Here is a 14,480-nt window from a genome sequence, read left to right on the forward strand (position 1 = left end):
GGATCAAGCCGCCTTGCTTTCGCTGCCGCCGCCGGGGTTCATCATTTCCTGCTCGACTGCATCGATCGAAGGACGCTCATAGGCCGAAATCGTTTTGCGGCCATATTCGAGCGCGACCTGCGGAACCGAGCCGTTCATGTAGGCAAGCAGCGTCTGCTTGACGATGATGTAGAGGCGGTTCTGCTTTTCACGCACCGATTTGATGTTGGCGACGATGGGCGCAACGATCGAGTAGGAGAGGAACACGCCGAGCAGGGTGCCGACGAGTGCGGCGGCGATCTTGGCGCCGAGAACCTCAGGCGCCTCGCTGATCGCGCCCATGGCTTTGATAACGCCGAGAACAGCCGCGACGATGCCGATCGCCGGGAAGGCGTCGCCCATGATCGTCAGTGCGTGGTAGGACTTCATCTTGTCGTGGGTGATGGTCTGGATTTCTTCGTCCATCAGCGCCTCGATCTCGTGCGAGCGGGCATTGCCGATGATGATCAGCCGGACGTAGTCGCAGATGAAGGCCGTCAGTTCCTTGTTCTTAAGGACGGTTGGCGCCGACTGGAAGATCGACGATTCCTCGGGGTTGTCGATGTGGCTTTCGATCTCGTTGCGCGACTTCGTTCTGAGATCGCGCATCAGCGAGTAGAGAACGCCGAGCGTATCGAGATACTCCCGCTCCTTGGGAACCTTGTGGCGAAAGGCTTCGCCGAGAGCTTTGCCGGTATCCTTCACCACCTTCATGGAGTTGGCCATGATGAAGCCGCCGATACCGGCGCCGCCGATAATCAGCAGTTCGAAAGGCTGGTTGAGGACTTCCATATGGCCGCCCATGGCCACGTAGCCGCCGAGAATACAGCCGAAAGTCACAAGAAGCCCGATGATGATGTTCATTTTCGATACCCGTCACGATCCCATTTTCGTCTATCGGGATAAGGTCTCTTCCTTGTGTGAGGCTGGCCGCCTAGGTCGCGGGAATCATTGCATGGAACAGGTTCGCGCAAGCCAATCCAGGCAGGGTTTGCTATGGCCGGCTGTCCAGTCGCGCCCGTCTCATTCCGCTAAGGGCGATCCGACCGTGACCACGACCTATACGAGCTACAAGCTGATCACAGCCGACTTGGGCAAGTCGCTGGAGCGTGTCGCCAAAGAGCCTGATGTCGCTCGCGAGACCGAATATTACCTCTCGAAGATCGGCGACATCAAAACCATCGACCAGTTCTTCGCCGACACGCGGCTGTATAATTACGCGATCAAGGCGCACGGCCTGGAAGACATGGGCTACGCCAAGGCATTCATGCGCAAGGTGCTGACCGAAGGCGTCGATAACGAGGATGCGTTCGCCAACAAGCTGACCGACAGCCGTTACAAGCAGCTGGTCGAATCGCTGAATTTCGCCCGCCAAGGCGAGGCCGCCACGTCCTTCGATCGTGCCCAGAAGGGTGTCGTCGACAAATACGCCCGCGAGACGCTCGAGCAGAGTGCCGGCGAAGAGAACGCCGGTGTGCGCCTTGCGCTCTATTTCGCGCGGATGGCGCCGTCGATTAACAGTGGCTATGCCATCATTGCCGACGAGGCACTGGCGCAGGTGGTGCGCACGACGCTGCAGCTCCCCAACGAATTCGCCGGAACCGAAGTCGATCGTCAGGCGGCCGCCTACGAGGCCGCAATCGATCTCAAGGACTTCCAGGATCCGGCCAAGCTGACGGATTTTCTCGATCGCTTTACGGCTCTCTGGGAAATCGACAATTCAACGGACGGTTATGACCCGCTTGCGGTTTTCGGTGCGTCGAGCGGCTACGGCATCTCTTCCGACCTGCTTCTGTCCATCAACAGTCTGAAACTCGGGGGACGCTGAACGTGCAGACCGGTCTTTACGTCGCGATTTCGTCGCAGATGGCGCTTGAAAAGCGCCTCAACACCCTTGCCGACAACATCGCAAACTCCGGCACTGTCGGTTTCCGCGGCACGGAAGTGAAGTTCAACCAGATGCTCGGCGACACCAAGCCGACGAAGGTTTCCTACGTCAGCAAGGGCGAGGAATTCCTCAATACCAACAATGGTTCGCTGACGCGCACCGGGGCCGCGCTCGACTTTGCCGTCAAGGGCGACGCCTGGTTCCAGATTGACACGCCTTCCGGTCCGGCGTTGACGCGCGACGGTCGCTTTACCCTGACGGAGACCGGCGAACTGGTGACCATTCGCGGTTATCCGGTTCTCGACGCCGGCGGCGCGCCGATCCAGATCAACGGCTCGGGCGGTGAGGTAACCGTCGGCGCTGATGGCGCCCTGCACCAGAACGGTGTCGCCGTGGCATCGCTCGGTCTCTACCAGGCGGACTTCAGCAAGGGTTTCATTCGCCTCGACAACAGCGCCGTGCTTCCGACGGTACAGCCCGAACCGGTCGTCGATCGCTTCGATGTTGGCGTCATGCAGGGTTTCCTCGAGGAATCCAACGTCAACGCCGTCGCTGAAATGTCGCAGCTGATCATGGTCACCCGCGCCTTCGACAACATCACCGCGCTGATGCGTGACAGCGAAGGATCGCTCAGTGAAGCGATCAAGACGCTCGGTGGCAGCCGCTAAGGCGTGACAGGAAACGGCATGGAACGCGAAGGCCTGAAGACGAGCGCCGCATCGACATCGCTGGCTGCCCTTGCCGGCCTGGTCGAGCGTTACGCCAAACCCGAACATTCGATCGCGCCGGGCGGCCATGTCCAGACGATCTCGCCGGGCCACTACACCGTGACCGGCCTGTCGCGGCATGTGCGGCTAGGCGATTTCGTCGCGCACAAGAGTTCGACCGGTACGCATCTCGGCGAAGTCGTGCGGGTCGAGCCCGAGCGCGTCGTCGTCTGCCCGATCGAGCCCGGCGACCCCATCGGCATCCACGATACCGTCATCCGCAAGGGCGCCTTCCGTGTCGCGCCGACAGACCAATGGTGCGGCCGGGCGATCAATGCCCTTGCCGAGCCGATCGACGGCCTCGGCCCGCTGTTGCAGGGTGACGTTCGCCGCTCGATTTCCAACACGGCACCGCCATCGATGACACGCAAGCGCGTCGAGCAGGGCTTCCGTACCGGTGTGCGGGCTATCGACATCTTTTCGCCGCTCTGCCTTGGGCAGCGCCTCGGCATTTTTGCCGGTTCCGGCGTCGGAAAATCGACGCTGCTGTCGATGCTGGCGCGCGCCGATGCGTTCGACAAGGTGGTCATCGCGCTGGTCGGCGAACGCGGCCGCGAAGTGCGCGAATTCATCGAAGACACGCTCGGTGACAATCTCTCCAAGTCGGTGGCAGTTGTCGCCACCAGCGACGAGAGCCCGATGCTGCGCAAGATGGCACCGCTGACGGCCGTCACCATTGCCGAGCATTATCGCGACAACGGCGACAACGTGCTGTTGATCGTCGACAGTGTCACCCGTTTTGCCCACGCCATCCGCGAAGTGGCGACCGCATCTGGCGAGCCGCCGATCGCCCGTGGTTATCCCGCGTCGGTCTTTACCGAATTGCCGCGCCTGCTCGAGCGCGCAGGCCCAGGCGCCGAGGGCGCAGGCACCATCACCGCGATCATCTCGATTCTGGTGGACGGCGACAACCACAACGACCCCATCGCGGACTCGACGCGCGGCATTCTCGACGGGCACATCGTGCTCGAACGCAGTCTGGCGGAAGAAGGGCGTTATCCGCCGATCAATCCGCTGGCATCGATCTCCCGTCTGGCGCGCAAGGCCTGGACGCCGGACCAGGAAAAGCTGGTGTCACGGCTGAAGTCGTTGATCCACCGCTTCGAGGAAACGCGCGACCTGCGCCTGATCGGCGGCTACCGCCCCGGCGGCGATCCCGATCTCGACATGGCGATCAAGCAGGTTCCTGTCATCTACGACGTTCTGACGCAAACGGCGGGCGAGCCGCCGACGCAGGATGCATTTTCCGATCTTGCCGGCGCGCTGAAAGCCGCTGCGATGGGCAATCAGCCGGGTGCTGCAGGGATGAGGCCGAGGTGATGGGTGTGACGGATTACGACGCGGACGAAACGATCCATCAGCGCAAGCGTGAAGGCGGCATGCCGATGATCGACAAGGCGCTGGCGGCAACCGGCATCATGCTGGCGGCACTTGCGACCTTCTTTCCCTGGTATGCCTTCTTCAACCAGGACAAGTTCACGATGCCGCCGTTGTGGCAGGGGTCGACGCGCGATCTGCCGGAGAAGCCGGCACGCAATGTTCTGTCCGTCTCGCCGTTGGCGATGTCCGACATGGACGGCGAGACCGTCGCCGCAATCGACCACCTGACGACGGCAACCGTTCCAAGTCTTGGCGGCGGTCCTGCCGCCGAGGGTAAGGCACCGCAGGAAGGGCTAGAACAGCCGTTCCCGGGCAAAACTGGCTTCAAGCTGATGCACGTCGCCAACGGGCGCGCTCTGATCGAGGACACGACCGGCATGTATATCGTGCGCATCGGCTCGATCCTGCCCGACAACAGCCGCCTGGCGACGCTTGAAGAGCGCGATGGCCGCTGGGTGATGATCACCTCGAGCGGCGACATCTACCGGGCCGACTGACCAGCCATCGCATTTTCCGGATATCTTGTCCGTTGCGGGTTCATCGCGATCCGCAACGGACAATGTCGTGCGCAATCCGAATGCGCCCGGCCTCCGAGGCAGGCTTGTTTCTGACGACAAGTCCCACGCAAGATTACCCACCTAGGTTCGCATCACCAAGCATGGAGCTTTTGATGCAACCGATTCAGCTTTTCGAACTCGCGTCCCGGCAGGCCCAGTGGCTGACCGTCCGCCAGAACGTGGTGGCCGGCAACATCGCTAATGCGAATACGCCGCACTACAAGGCCAAGGACGTCAAGCCGTTCGAAAGCGTGTTGCAAAACACCGGCATTCAGATGGCTGCGACCAACAAGGCCCACTTCACCGAGAGCCTTGCAGCCTCTCAGGTGGCCGAGGTCGGCATGCTCGACGGCGTTCAGATCCAGCAATCCGGCAACAGCGTCGCGATCGAGCAGGAAATGATGAAGACAGGTGAGATCAAGCGCGACTACGAGCTCAGTGCCGGGCTCGTCAAGGCGTTTCACCGTATGATGCTCATGACGGTACGGAAGTAACAACCATGGATCCTTTGACTTCGGCCATGAAGGTCTCGGCATCCGGTCTGCAGGCAGAATCGACCCGCCTGCGCATCGTTTCCGAAAATATCGCCAATGCACGCTCCTCGGGCGACGTGCCCGGCGCCGATCCGTACCGGCGCAAGACCATCAGCTTTGCAGCCGAAGTCGACAGGGCCAGCGGTGCGTCGCTCGTCGAAATCGAGCGGCTCGGCACGGATGATTCGAACTTCACCATCGAATTCGATCCGGGCAACCCGGCGGCCGACGAGAAGGGCATGGTCAAGATGCCGAACGTCAACATCCTGGTTGAAATGGCCGATATGCGCGAAGCCAATCGCGCCTATGAAGCCAACCTGCAGACGATCAAGCAGTCGCGCGACCTGGTTTCCCAAACAATCGACCTGTTGAGAGCATCACAATAATGATCGACGCAATTAATTCAGTCGGCGCATTTTCGGTCATGAAAGAGGCCGAGGGTACCCGCCTTACGTCCTCTTCGTCGTCGGTTTTCGGCGCAGCTGCCGCAGCGCCCGCAGCCCCCCAATCCCAGAGCTTCGCTTCGGTTCTCGGCGACATGGCGACCGACGCCATCGGTGCCATGAAGAAGGCCGAAGGCGCCTCGCTCGACGGCATCCGCGGCCAGGCCAACACCCGTGAAGTCGTCGATGCGGTGATGAACGCCGAACAGTCGCTTCAGACCGCAATCGCGATCCGCGACAAGGTGGTCACCGCCTACCTCGAAATCGCGCGCATGCAGATCTAAGGAACGAGACATGAAGGCCCTTTCCATTGCCGCAACCGGCATGAACGCCCAGCAGCTGAACCTTGAAGTGATCGCGAACAACATCGCGAACATCAACACGACCGGCTACAAGCGTGCCCGCGCAGAGTTTTCCGACCTGCTCTATCAAACCGAACGCGCCCAGGGCGTGCCGAACCGCTCCAACCAGGCGATCGTTCCGGAAGGCGCGATCATCGGTCTTGGCGTCCAGACGGCCGCTGTGCGCAACCTGCATATCCAGGGCAGCCTAGTCAGCACCGGCAACGACTACGACCTCGCGCTCGTAGGCCGCGGCTGGTTCCAGGTGGAAACGCCCGATGGCGAAACGGTCTATACCCGTGCCGGCGCCTTCAACAAGAATGCCCAGGGCCAGCTCGTCACCATCGACGGCTACACCGTCGTGCCCGGAATAACGGTTCCGCAGGACGCCACCGAAATCGCCTTCACCAGCTCCGGTCAGGTCATGGTGCGTGTCGGCAACGATCCGGCGATGCAGGAAATCGGCCAGCTGACGGTCGCCAACTTCGTCAATGAAGCGGGCCTCGAGCCGCAGGGCGAAAACCTCTTCAAGCAGACGCCTGCCTCTGGCGAGCCGATCGTCGGCACGCCGGCTGATCCGGGCTTCGCGCTGATCAAGCAGAAATATCTCGAAGCGTCGAACGTCGATCCGGTCAAGGAAATCACCGATCTGATCTCGGCCCAGCGCGCCTATGAGATGAACTCCAAGATCATCCAGGCCGCAGACGAAATGGCGGCTACGGTGAGCAAGAACCTCAGGTAACGGAAGAGGGGGCAAACATGACGTTTCGCCAAGCCGCTGGCATGACAGCTCAGAAAGACGGTTCCGCGCCAGGTGCGCGGCACGTGGTGGCGGGCATTTTGCTTGCCGCCGCTTTCCTGTCGCCTTCGGCAGGCTTTGCGGAACGGCTGACGGCAGTCATCCCCAAGCAGACGATCTACCCCGGCGAAGCGATCGACGCGAGCCGGCTCGAGGTCGTCGATGTGACCAACCCCGATCTGACGGACGGCTATGTCAGGACGTTGAGCGAGATCGACGGCAAGGTAAGCAAGCGCACGTTGCTGCCCGGCCGCGTCATTCTGGCATCGGCCCTGCGCGAGCAATATGCAGTCGAGCGCGGCTCCACCGTCCGTCTGGTCTTCAGCAATGGTGGCCTCACCATCAGCGCGGCCGGTTCGCCCCTTCAGGACGCCGCGATCGGCGATCTGATCCGGGCTCGTAACATTGATACTGGCGTTATCGTCTCCGGAACGGTGATGGCCGACGGCACGATACATGTGGTGGCGAAATGAAAATGCTTGCCTGCAAATGGTTCCTGACGCTGGCCGTCGCGCTGTCTACAGCGATGACGCCTGCCTTTGGCGCGTCGCGAATCAAGGACGTCGCCTCGCTGCAGGCCGGCCGTGACAACCAGCTGATCGGCTACGGCCTCGTCGTCGGTCTCCAGGGAACGGGCGACAGCCTGCGCTCGTCGCCGTTCACCGATCAGTCGATGCGCGCCATGCTGCAAAACCTCGGCATCTCGACCCAGGGCGGAGAATCGCGCACCCGCAACGTCGCGGCTGTTCTCGTCACCGCGAACCTGCCGCCCTTTGCCAGCCCCGGCAGTCGAGTCGACGTGACGGTCGGATCGCTCGGCGACAGCACCTCGCTTCGTGGCGGCACCCTGGTGATGACCTCGCTTTCGGGCGCTGACGGTCAGATCTACGCGGTGGCCCAGGGCTCTGTCGTCGTCACCGGCTTCACGGCTCAAGGGGACGCCGCATCGCTCAACCAGGGGGTTACCACCTCCGGCCGCGTGCCGAATGGCGCCATCATCGAGCGCGAACTGCCGTCGAAGTTCAAGGACGGCTTCAACCTCGTGCTGCAGTTGCGCAACCCCGACTTTTCCACCGCGGTCGGCATGGCCGCCGCGATCAACAAATATGCCGCCGGGCAATATGGCGGCCGTATCGCCGAGGCCCGCGATTCTCAGGCCGTTCTCGTCGAAAAGCCGAAGATGGCGGACCTGGCGCGGCTGATGGCGGATATCGAAAACATCGTCATCGAGACCGATGTTCCGGCAAGGGTGGTGATCAACGAACGCACCGGCACGATCGTCATCGGCCAGGATGTGCGCGTCAACGAGGTGGCTGTCAGCTACGGCACTTTGACCGTGCAGGTCACCGAGACGCCGACAGTGGTTCAGCCGCTGCCGTTCGCGCGCGGCCAGACGGCAATGGAGCCGAACACCACGATCGAGGCCCAGTCCGACGGCGGCACGGTCGCGATCCTCAACGGGTCCAGCCTCCGGTCTCTCGTTGCCGGTCTCAACAACATCGGCGTCAAGCCGGATGGCATCATCGCCATCCTGCAAAGCATCAAAACGGCTGGGGCCCTTCAGGCGGAGCTTGTCCTGCAATGATGAACATCGACCGCTTTCTCGGAAAATCCCGCAACATCCTGCTCGCGTCGGCCGCCGTCGCGTCGATGCTGGCGATGCCCGGCGCCTTTGCCCAGGACGTCACGGCGCCGCCAGCCGCCAACGCCACGGCCAACGAGATCCAGCAGTTCTGCACCAACATCGCTGACGCTGCGCGCGACCAGCGCTATGTCCTGCAGCGCAAGGAACTCGAAACGCTTCAGGCGAATGTCGACGACCGGATCGCGACGCTCGAAAAGCGGCGCGAGGAATACGAAGACTGGCTGAAGCGTCGCAACGACTTCCTCAAGCAGGCCGAGATCGGCCTCGTCGGCATCTACAAGACGATGAAGCCGGACGCTGCCGCGGGCAAACTTGAAATGGTCAGGCCGGAGATTGCGGCCGCAATCGTCATGCAGTTGCCGGCGCGGCAGTCGTCGCTGATCCTTAGCGAAATGAGTGACGAGAAGGCCGCCGCTCTTACCAACATCATCTCGAGTGCCAGCGATCCGAACACCTCGAAGGAACCATCATGAAAATGCGTCTAACGGCCGTTTTGGCCGCGGGCCTCCTCGCAGGATGTCAGAACCAGGCTTTCAACGAGATTGGCCGGGCCCCTGCCATGAGCCCGATCGGCAGTGGCCTGCAGTATACGCAGACGCCGCAGCTTGCGATGTATCCCAAGCAGCCGCGCCAGGTCTCCAACGGCTTTTCGCTCTGGAACGATCAGCAGTCGGCGCTCTTCAAGGATGCGCGCGCATTGAACGTCGGCGACATCCTGACGGTCGAGATCGCCATCAATGACAAGGCCTCGTTCGACAACAAGACCGATCGGAGCCGCAAGAACACGAGCGGCTTCAACATCGGTGCGAGCGGCCAGTCGGAGGCCAGCGACTTCGGCTGGTCGGGTGATCTGAAATATGGTTCGAACACCAAGACGGAAGGCGACGGCTCGACCGAGCGTTCCGAAAAGCTGCAGTTGCTCGTCGCCGCCGTCGTTACCGGCGTGCTCGAAAACGGCAATCTCCTGATCAGCGGCTCGCAGGAAGTTCGCGTCAACCACGAGCTTCGCATCCTCAATGTTGCCGGTATCGTGCGCACGCAGGACGTCGACGCCAACAACGTGATCTCCTACGACCGGATTGCCGAGGCACGCATTTCCTACGGTGGCCGTGGCCGCCTGACCGAAGTGCAGCAGCCGCCTTACGGCCAGCAGGTCATGGATCTGATTTCGCCGATCTGATCGGCAGGGAATGGCAAGATGGAAGAACTCGACACAGCCGCGCCTGCCAAGTCACCGTCGAAGGTGATCACGATCGCCATCGTCGCCGTCCTGACGCTCGTCGCCGGTGGCGGCGGCTGGCTGGTCGGCGGCATGCTGGCGCCGCCGCCGCCCAAGGAGCAGGTGGACGCGGCGAAGGAAGTCGCCCCGAACGCAACAGGCGAGGAGGGCGTGCCGAAGATCGCGACGGAGGCCAACGGCGTCGTTCAGCTGGAGCCGATTACCACGAACCTTGCCTACCCTTCTGAAAATTGGGTCCGGCTCGAGGTGGCGTTGCAGTTTGACGGTATCCCGGACCCGGCCGTGGCCGAGCAGATCCACCAGGATATCGCCGCCTATCTGAAAACCGTATCGCTGCAGCAGATCCAGGGACCGCGCGGGTTTCAATATCTCAGGGATGACATCCAGGAACGGGTTGACCTGCGCTCGGATGGGCGCGTAACCAACGTTATGTTCAGAACCTTCGTCATTCAATGATTCGCTAAATGATCCGGCTCATCGCCTTCATAGTCGCCATGACGGCGATGTCCGGAATTGCCGGCGCCCAGAGTTTTCCCTCTGACATCCTGAACACGCCTATCGACGGCTCTGCTGCGTCCTGGATCATCCGGACCTTCGGCCTTCTGACCGTTCTGTCGGTCGCGCCCGGCATCCTGATCATGGTCACCAGCTTTCCACGCTTCGTGATCGCGTTTGCCATCCTGCGCACCGGCATGGGCCTGGCAACGACGCCGTCGAACATGATCATGGTTTCGCTGGCGCTGTTCATGACGTTCTATGTGATGGCACCGACCTTCGACCGCGCCTGGCGCGATGGCATCGACCCCTTGATGAAGAACCAGATCACGGAAACGGAGGCGTTGCCGCGCATCGCGGAGCCGTTCCGTGAATTCATGCTCGCCAACACTCGCGACAAGGATCTGCAGCTCTTCATCGATATCGCCAAGGAAAAGGGTCAGACCGTCGTCGTCGACGACAAGGTCGACCTGCGCGCCGTCGTTCCCGCCTTCATGATCTCGGAAATCCGCCGCGGCTTCGAGATCGGCTTCCTCATCATGCTGCCGTTCCTGGTGATCGACCTGATCGTCGCCACCATTACTATGGCGATGGGCATGATGATGCTGCCCCCGACGGCAATCTCCTTGCCGTTCAAGATCCTCTTCTTCGTGCTGATCGACGGCTGGAACCTGCTCGTCGGCAGCCTGGTGCGCTCGTTTAGCTGAACAGTTTTCGCCTGTTCTGGCCGCAGCAACGGCATCGCCTTGCCGACATGTGGCGCGCTCCATATGGGATCTCGGCACGTCGGTCTTTCCGTCATGGCTGTCTCGTTTTACAGATTTATCCGGTCCGTCCAGAGTGACGTGCGTTCAGAAGAACGCACCAAGGACGCTCCGGCGCTTCGATTCCAGAGCATCTGATCCGCGTTCAGAGAACTCGCTCGATAGCGGCATTCTGCAAAGCGTCGCCGCGTCCTTGCCGCGCAGATGCGAAACTATGGCGCGGTGTACCCGCTTCCGGTCCGCGACCCCGAACGAAAAAACCCCGCCGTGTGGGCGGGGTCAAGGGGAGACAAGGCGTGTCGGCGGTTGCGCCGCCGTGGTGCTTTACTGAGCAAATGTCCCTGTTCGCGCCGGCAGGGCCGGCACGTCGATCAGCGCGGGTTCCAGTCCGTCCCTGGCGCGTTCGGCCATCATCTCGTAAGCCTGCTCGAGGTGGCGGCAGAAGCGCTCTGAATCGAAGAGCGGCTTCAGCATTCGGTTATCCGTGAGCCGCTCTCTGTACTCGGCGACCTTGTCACGGTTCTCGTAAAGAGCGACCGCCTGCTCGATATAGTCCTCGATGTCTGCTGTGACGAGTTCCGGCACGCCGATCGCGTGCAGCAGGCTTTCGCTGACGCGTGAGGCGAAGTGGGTGCCCTTGGGCGTCAGGACCGGCAAGCCCATCCACAGCTGTTCGGAGGTTGTGGTGTGGCCGTTGCAGGGGAAGGTATCGAGGCCGAGATCTGCCGCCGGGATACGGGCAAGGTGCTTTTCATAGTCGACCTTCGCGCAGAAGATGATGCGCTTGGTGGTGATGCCGTAGCTTTGGAAGCGACGGAGAATATGAGCCTGGGCTTCGGGCTTCGGGCACATGAGCCAGAGCACGCTATCGGGCGTTCTGCGAAGGATTTCCGCCCATGCCTTCATCGTCTCAACCGTGATCTTGCGGTTGGCGTTGAACGAGGCGTAAACGAACGCGTCTTCCGGCAAACCGATCTCGGCGCGGCTCGTCGTTGCGGGCAGGGGACGGCCGGCGGGGTCGTTCGGCTGGTAGGTCTCCGGCAACCGGCAGAACCGCTCATGGTAGTGTTCCTCGCTGCCATCCGGCAGGACGTAGTGGTCGCCGATGATATAGTCGAGGTCGGTGTTGACGGTGGTGCCGGGGAAGCCGAGCCAGGCGACCTGAACCGGAGCGACCTTGTGGTTGAGAATGGAGACGCGACTGTTCATCGTGTGCCCCTTGAGGTCGACGAGGATGTCGATCTTTTCGTCGCGGATCACCTGGGCCGCGTGCTCGTCGGAAAGGTGTTCGACGCGCACGATCCTGCCCCAGCTCTCCCGCCCTTCGCCGACGACCTTGAGATATTTTTCCGGCGTGTAGCAGAACAGGACGATCTCGAATTTTTCAGGATCATGGGCGGTCAGCACGGCCCGCAGCAGCTTCATGGTGGCGTGCAGGCCCCAGAAGTCGTTGGACAGATAGCCGATCCGGATTTTCTTGCCCCAGCTATGGGGCATGGAGCGACGCTCCTTTGGCAGGCCGGGCGGGAATGGCTGATCGAGTGCTGCAGCCAGGCGGTTCAGCTTTTCGTCGCGGCACCAGTGGATATTGTAGAATGGCGTTTCCGCGCGCAGGAATTTGCTGTTGTTCGACTGAATCACGCGCTCCAGCGCTTGCGCATAGTTTTCGATTTCATTGAAGTTGTTCACTTCCTGCATGAAAACGAGATAGGCGGACAACAGGACCGGGTTCGAAGGCGTCCGCCGGAACAGGTTGGTGACGATCTCTCGGTCTTCGTTGTTGCCGACGTCCGACGTCAGCAGCTTGGCCGCAAGCACCTGATGTTCCTGCCGGGCGCTCGCCGAGAGCGTCGACTTGAAGGGGCCGAGGATATCGGCCTGGTCGCGCTTCAGGAACAAGGTCACGATGATGTAGGCAAGTTCGGGATCAGTCTTGGCCTGCTCGAGCAAGGGTCGGCCGAGGCTCAAGGCCTGATCGTCATTGCCGCAGGCGAAATGCAGCTTCATGGCCTCTGCCAGGAAATGCTCCGAACGCAATCCGCCTTCTTCACCCGCCAGTTGATAGGCTTGCGCCGCATCGCTCCGGAAGCCGAGCTTCAGCAACACCTTTGCCAAGAGCGCATACGTCTTGGCATCACGGGTAAGATCGAGCAGCTGATTAAGGGAATCGAGGGCCTCGGTATACTGGCCTTTTTGATACTGCCGAGAAGCGGAAGAAAAGATGGTGTGGGCGTTCAAGGGAAGCTCCATGGAATAAGCGCAACCGTTGTCACCGCGCAAGCCTGTGCAACGTCAATGTACCAAGATACCGTTTTGAAGCAGAAACCTTGCCCGAGGCGGGATTGCCGGGCGAATAGCGTATTGTTTTCCAATAAATCCAGTGTCGCTGAAGTCATTCTCGCGAGCTAGGGTGAAGCGAAAGTAACGTACTGTTAACCATAGGATTTTGCTTCGAAAATATCTTGCCGCCTTAATGAAATCGCAAGCATTGGGGGCGATATTCACCCTCACATGACGGGTTTGGTTTCCTTCACTTGAGTGAGCGGAGCCGAGTGGCATGAAGCCGGTCCGTCATTACCGGTAGACGTTTTAGTCCGGTATGTCCCCAACCATGTAACCTTGTAAATTTGAGGGACAGTCTCATGACTTCTATTATGACCAACAACTCGGCAATGGCCGCACTCTCCACGCTGCGTTCGATCAATTCCTCGATGGAAACGACGCAGGACCGTATTTCGTCCGGCTTCCGCGTTGGTAACGCTTCCGACAACGCTGCTTACTGGTCGATCGCAACGACCATGCGTTCGGACAACAAGGCCCTCGGCACCGTTCAGGACGCACTCGGCCTCGGCGCTGCCAAGACCGACGTTGCTTACACCGGCATGAAGGCTGCGATCTCGGTCGTTGACGAAATCAAGGCAAAGCTGGTTGCTGCCAGCGAGCCGGGCGTTGACAAGTCCAAGGTCCAGAAGGAAATCACGCAGCTTCAGGATCAGCTGAAGAGCGTCGTCAAGTCCGCTGGCTTCTCCGGCGAAAACTGGCTCTACACCGCTTCTGGCGCAACTGCTCCGGGCACCAAGTCGATCGTCGGTTCGTTCAACCGCGACTCCAACAGCAATGTCAGCCTGACGACGCTCGACGTCGACACGACCAAGACCATGCTGATCGACGAAGCTGCAACGGCAAACGGCCTGCTGACGGCAGAACTCAAGGATGCAGGCGGCACGGCTATCGCTGGCGTCAGCGTTCTGAACCTCAACATCACTGCTGCCGACACGACCGCGCTGAAGAACTACCTCAGCGGTGTTGACACCGTGCTGAAGAGCATGACCGATGCCGCTTCGGACCTCGGTGCTATCGACAGCCGCATCGACCTCCAGAAGGACTTCGTCGACAACCTGATGGACTCGATCGAATCGGGCGTCGGCAAGCTGGTTGATGCTGACATGAACGAAGAGTCGACCCGCCTGAAGGCTCTGCAGACGCAGCAGCAGCTCGGCATCCAGGCTCTCTCGATCGCCAACAGCAGCTCGCAGAACATCCTGTCGCTGTTCCGTTAATCGGTCCAGACACCGGCGATTTCGGTCCCGGTCTGCAATACGAAAAACCG

The 14,480-nt window shown here is 61.0% G+C and carries 17 protein-coding genes; 15 read left to right on the forward strand and 2 right to left on the reverse strand.

Annotated elements, in window-relative coordinates; all coding sequences use genetic code 11:
* Positions 1–3: 3 nt before the first annotated feature.
* Complete coding sequence (motA, locus tag LPJGGPFB_RS04940; RefSeq protein WP_077504340.1) at positions 4–882, reverse strand: flagellar motor stator protein MotA; 879 nt, start codon at positions 880–882, stop codon at positions 4–6.
* A gap of 184 nt (positions 883–1,066) precedes the next feature.
* On the opposite strand from motA, the gene LPJGGPFB_RS04945 reads away from it, so the two are divergent.
* The 14 genes from LPJGGPFB_RS04945 (at position 1,067) to fliP (ending at position 10,813) form a co-directional block, all read left to right on the forward strand.
* A complete protein-coding gene (locus tag LPJGGPFB_RS04945; protein ID WP_173418993.1) occupies positions 1,067–1,846 on the forward strand; it encodes a DUF1217 domain-containing protein in 780 nt (259 codons plus the stop codon).
* A 2-nt stretch (positions 1,847–1,848) separates the two neighbouring features.
* A complete protein-coding gene (gene flgF, locus LPJGGPFB_RS04950) occupies positions 1,849–2,574 on the forward strand; it encodes a flagellar basal-body rod protein FlgF (RefSeq protein ID WP_173418994.1) in 726 nt (241 codons plus the stop codon).
* 18 nt (positions 2,575–2,592) lie between these two features.
* Positions 2,593–3,993: a flagellar protein export ATPase FliI gene (fliI, locus tag LPJGGPFB_RS04955; protein WP_173418995.1), complete on the forward strand. Its 1,401-nt coding sequence runs from the start codon at positions 2,593–2,595 to the stop codon at positions 3,991–3,993.
* Positions 3,993–4,550, forward strand: a complete 558-nt coding sequence (locus tag LPJGGPFB_RS04960) for a flagellar protein (protein ID WP_173418996.1) — start codon at positions 3,993–3,995, stop codon at positions 4,548–4,550. Before fliI ends, LPJGGPFB_RS04960 begins: the two co-directional genes overlap by 1 nt.
* A gap of 173 nt (positions 4,551–4,723) precedes the next feature.
* Complete coding sequence (gene flgB / locus LPJGGPFB_RS04965; RefSeq protein ID WP_173418997.1) at positions 4,724–5,104, forward strand: flagellar basal body rod protein FlgB; 381 nt, start codon at positions 4,724–4,726, stop codon at positions 5,102–5,104.
* Between the two features lie 5 nt (positions 5,105–5,109).
* Positions 5,110–5,529, forward strand: coding sequence for a flagellar basal body rod protein FlgC (flgC, locus tag LPJGGPFB_RS04970; protein WP_053250468.1), 420 nt, complete (start codon positions 5,110–5,112; stop codon positions 5,527–5,529).
* A complete protein-coding gene (gene fliE / locus LPJGGPFB_RS04975) occupies positions 5,529–5,870 on the forward strand; it encodes a flagellar hook-basal body complex protein FliE (RefSeq protein ID WP_077504336.1) in 342 nt (113 codons plus the stop codon). The genes flgC and fliE overlap by 1 nt, the downstream gene beginning before the upstream one ends.
* Positions 5,871–5,880: 10 nt before the next feature.
* Positions 5,881–6,669, forward strand: a complete 789-nt coding sequence (gene flgG / locus LPJGGPFB_RS04980; RefSeq protein ID WP_115420949.1) for a flagellar basal-body rod protein FlgG — start codon at positions 5,881–5,883, stop codon at positions 6,667–6,669.
* A gap of 17 nt (positions 6,670–6,686) precedes the next feature.
* Positions 6,687–7,199, forward strand: coding sequence for a flagellar basal body P-ring formation chaperone FlgA (flgA, locus tag LPJGGPFB_RS04985; protein ID WP_173418998.1), 513 nt, complete (start codon positions 6,687–6,689; stop codon positions 7,197–7,199).
* On the forward strand, positions 7,196–8,311 hold the full coding sequence (locus LPJGGPFB_RS04990) for a flagellar basal body P-ring protein FlgI (protein WP_173418999.1): 1,116 nt from the start codon (positions 7,196–7,198) through the stop codon (positions 8,309–8,311). The genes flgA and LPJGGPFB_RS04990 overlap by 4 nt, the downstream gene beginning before the upstream one ends.
* Positions 8,311–8,844 carry a MotE family protein gene (locus LPJGGPFB_RS04995; protein ID WP_173420950.1) on the forward strand — a complete coding sequence of 178 codons (534 nt, stop codon included), beginning with the start codon at positions 8,311–8,313 and terminating at the stop codon, positions 8,842–8,844. The genes LPJGGPFB_RS04990 and LPJGGPFB_RS04995 overlap by 1 nt, the downstream gene beginning before the upstream one ends.
* Positions 8,841–9,551, forward strand: a complete 711-nt coding sequence (flgH, locus tag LPJGGPFB_RS05000; protein ID WP_173419000.1) for a flagellar basal body L-ring protein FlgH — start codon at positions 8,841–8,843, stop codon at positions 9,549–9,551. The genes LPJGGPFB_RS04995 and flgH overlap by 4 nt, the downstream gene beginning before the upstream one ends.
* An 18-nt stretch (positions 9,552–9,569) precedes the next feature.
* The gene (locus LPJGGPFB_RS05005; RefSeq protein WP_077504330.1) at positions 9,570–10,067 is read left to right on the forward strand and encodes a flagellar basal body-associated FliL family protein; all 498 of its coding nucleotides are present in this window, start codon (positions 9,570–9,572) and stop codon (positions 10,065–10,067) included.
* An 8-nt stretch (positions 10,068–10,075) separates the two neighbouring features.
* Positions 10,076–10,813, forward strand: a complete 738-nt coding sequence (gene fliP / locus LPJGGPFB_RS05010; protein ID WP_173419001.1) for a flagellar type III secretion system pore protein FliP — start codon at positions 10,076–10,078, stop codon at positions 10,811–10,813.
* A 381-nt stretch (positions 10,814–11,194) separates the two neighbouring features.
* On the opposite strand, the gene LPJGGPFB_RS05015 is transcribed toward fliP, so the two are convergent.
* A complete protein-coding gene (locus LPJGGPFB_RS05015; RefSeq protein WP_173419002.1) occupies positions 11,195–13,120 on the reverse strand; it encodes an O-linked N-acetylglucosamine transferase, SPINDLY family protein in 1,926 nt (641 codons plus the stop codon).
* A 392-nt stretch (positions 13,121–13,512) separates the two neighbouring features.
* Between LPJGGPFB_RS05015 and LPJGGPFB_RS05020 the strand changes: the two genes are divergently transcribed.
* Positions 13,513–14,430 (forward strand): flagellin N-terminal helical domain-containing protein, encoded by a 918-nt coding sequence (locus LPJGGPFB_RS05020; protein ID WP_173419003.1) that lies wholly within the window; start codon positions 13,513–13,515, stop codon positions 14,428–14,430.
* Positions 14,431–14,480 lie beyond the last annotated feature (50 nt).

Origin of the sequence: Ensifer adhaerens, from assembly GCF_013283195.1 — a bacterium.
Taxonomy (GTDB): Bacteria; Pseudomonadota; Alphaproteobacteria; order Rhizobiales; family Rhizobiaceae; genus Ensifer; species Ensifer adhaerens_G.

Bases quoted from the DNA above. Each gene is read 5' to 3' on its own strand.
- motA (WP_077504340.1), bottom strand. From the start codon at position 882: ATGAACATCATCATCGGGCTTCTTGTGACTTTCGGCTGTATTCTCGGC.
- fliI (WP_173418995.1), top strand. From the start codon at position 2,593: ATGGAACGCGAAGGCCTGAAGACGAGCGCCGCATCGACATCGCTGGCT.
- LPJGGPFB_RS04960 (WP_173418996.1), top strand. From the start codon at position 3,993: ATGGGTGTGACGGATTACGACGCGGACGAAACGATCCATCAGCGCAAG.
- flgB (WP_173418997.1), top strand. From the start codon at position 4,724: ATGCAACCGATTCAGCTTTTCGAACTCGCGTCCCGGCAGGCCCAGTGG.
- flgC (WP_053250468.1), top strand. From the start codon at position 5,110: ATGGATCCTTTGACTTCGGCCATGAAGGTCTCGGCATCCGGTCTGCAG.
- fliE (WP_077504336.1), top strand. From the start codon at position 5,529: ATGATCGACGCAATTAATTCAGTCGGCGCATTTTCGGTCATGAAAGAG.
- flgG (WP_115420949.1), top strand. From the start codon at position 5,881: ATGAAGGCCCTTTCCATTGCCGCAACCGGCATGAACGCCCAGCAGCTG.
- flgA (WP_173418998.1), top strand. From the start codon at position 6,687: ATGACGTTTCGCCAAGCCGCTGGCATGACAGCTCAGAAAGACGGTTCC.
- LPJGGPFB_RS04990 (WP_173418999.1), top strand. From the start codon at position 7,196: ATGAAAATGCTTGCCTGCAAATGGTTCCTGACGCTGGCCGTCGCGCTG.
- LPJGGPFB_RS04995 (WP_173420950.1), top strand. From the start codon at position 8,311: ATGAACATCGACCGCTTTCTCGGAAAATCCCGCAACATCCTGCTCGCG.
- flgH (WP_173419000.1), top strand. From the start codon at position 8,841: ATGAAAATGCGTCTAACGGCCGTTTTGGCCGCGGGCCTCCTCGCAGGA.
- LPJGGPFB_RS05005 (WP_077504330.1), top strand. From the start codon at position 9,570: ATGGAAGAACTCGACACAGCCGCGCCTGCCAAGTCACCGTCGAAGGTG.
- fliP (WP_173419001.1), top strand. From the start codon at position 10,076: ATGATCCGGCTCATCGCCTTCATAGTCGCCATGACGGCGATGTCCGGA.
- LPJGGPFB_RS05015 (WP_173419002.1), bottom strand. From the start codon at position 13,120: ATGGAGCTTCCCTTGAACGCCCACACCATCTTTTCTTCCGCTTCTCGG.
- LPJGGPFB_RS05020 (WP_173419003.1), top strand. From the start codon at position 13,513: ATGACTTCTATTATGACCAACAACTCGGCAATGGCCGCACTCTCCACG.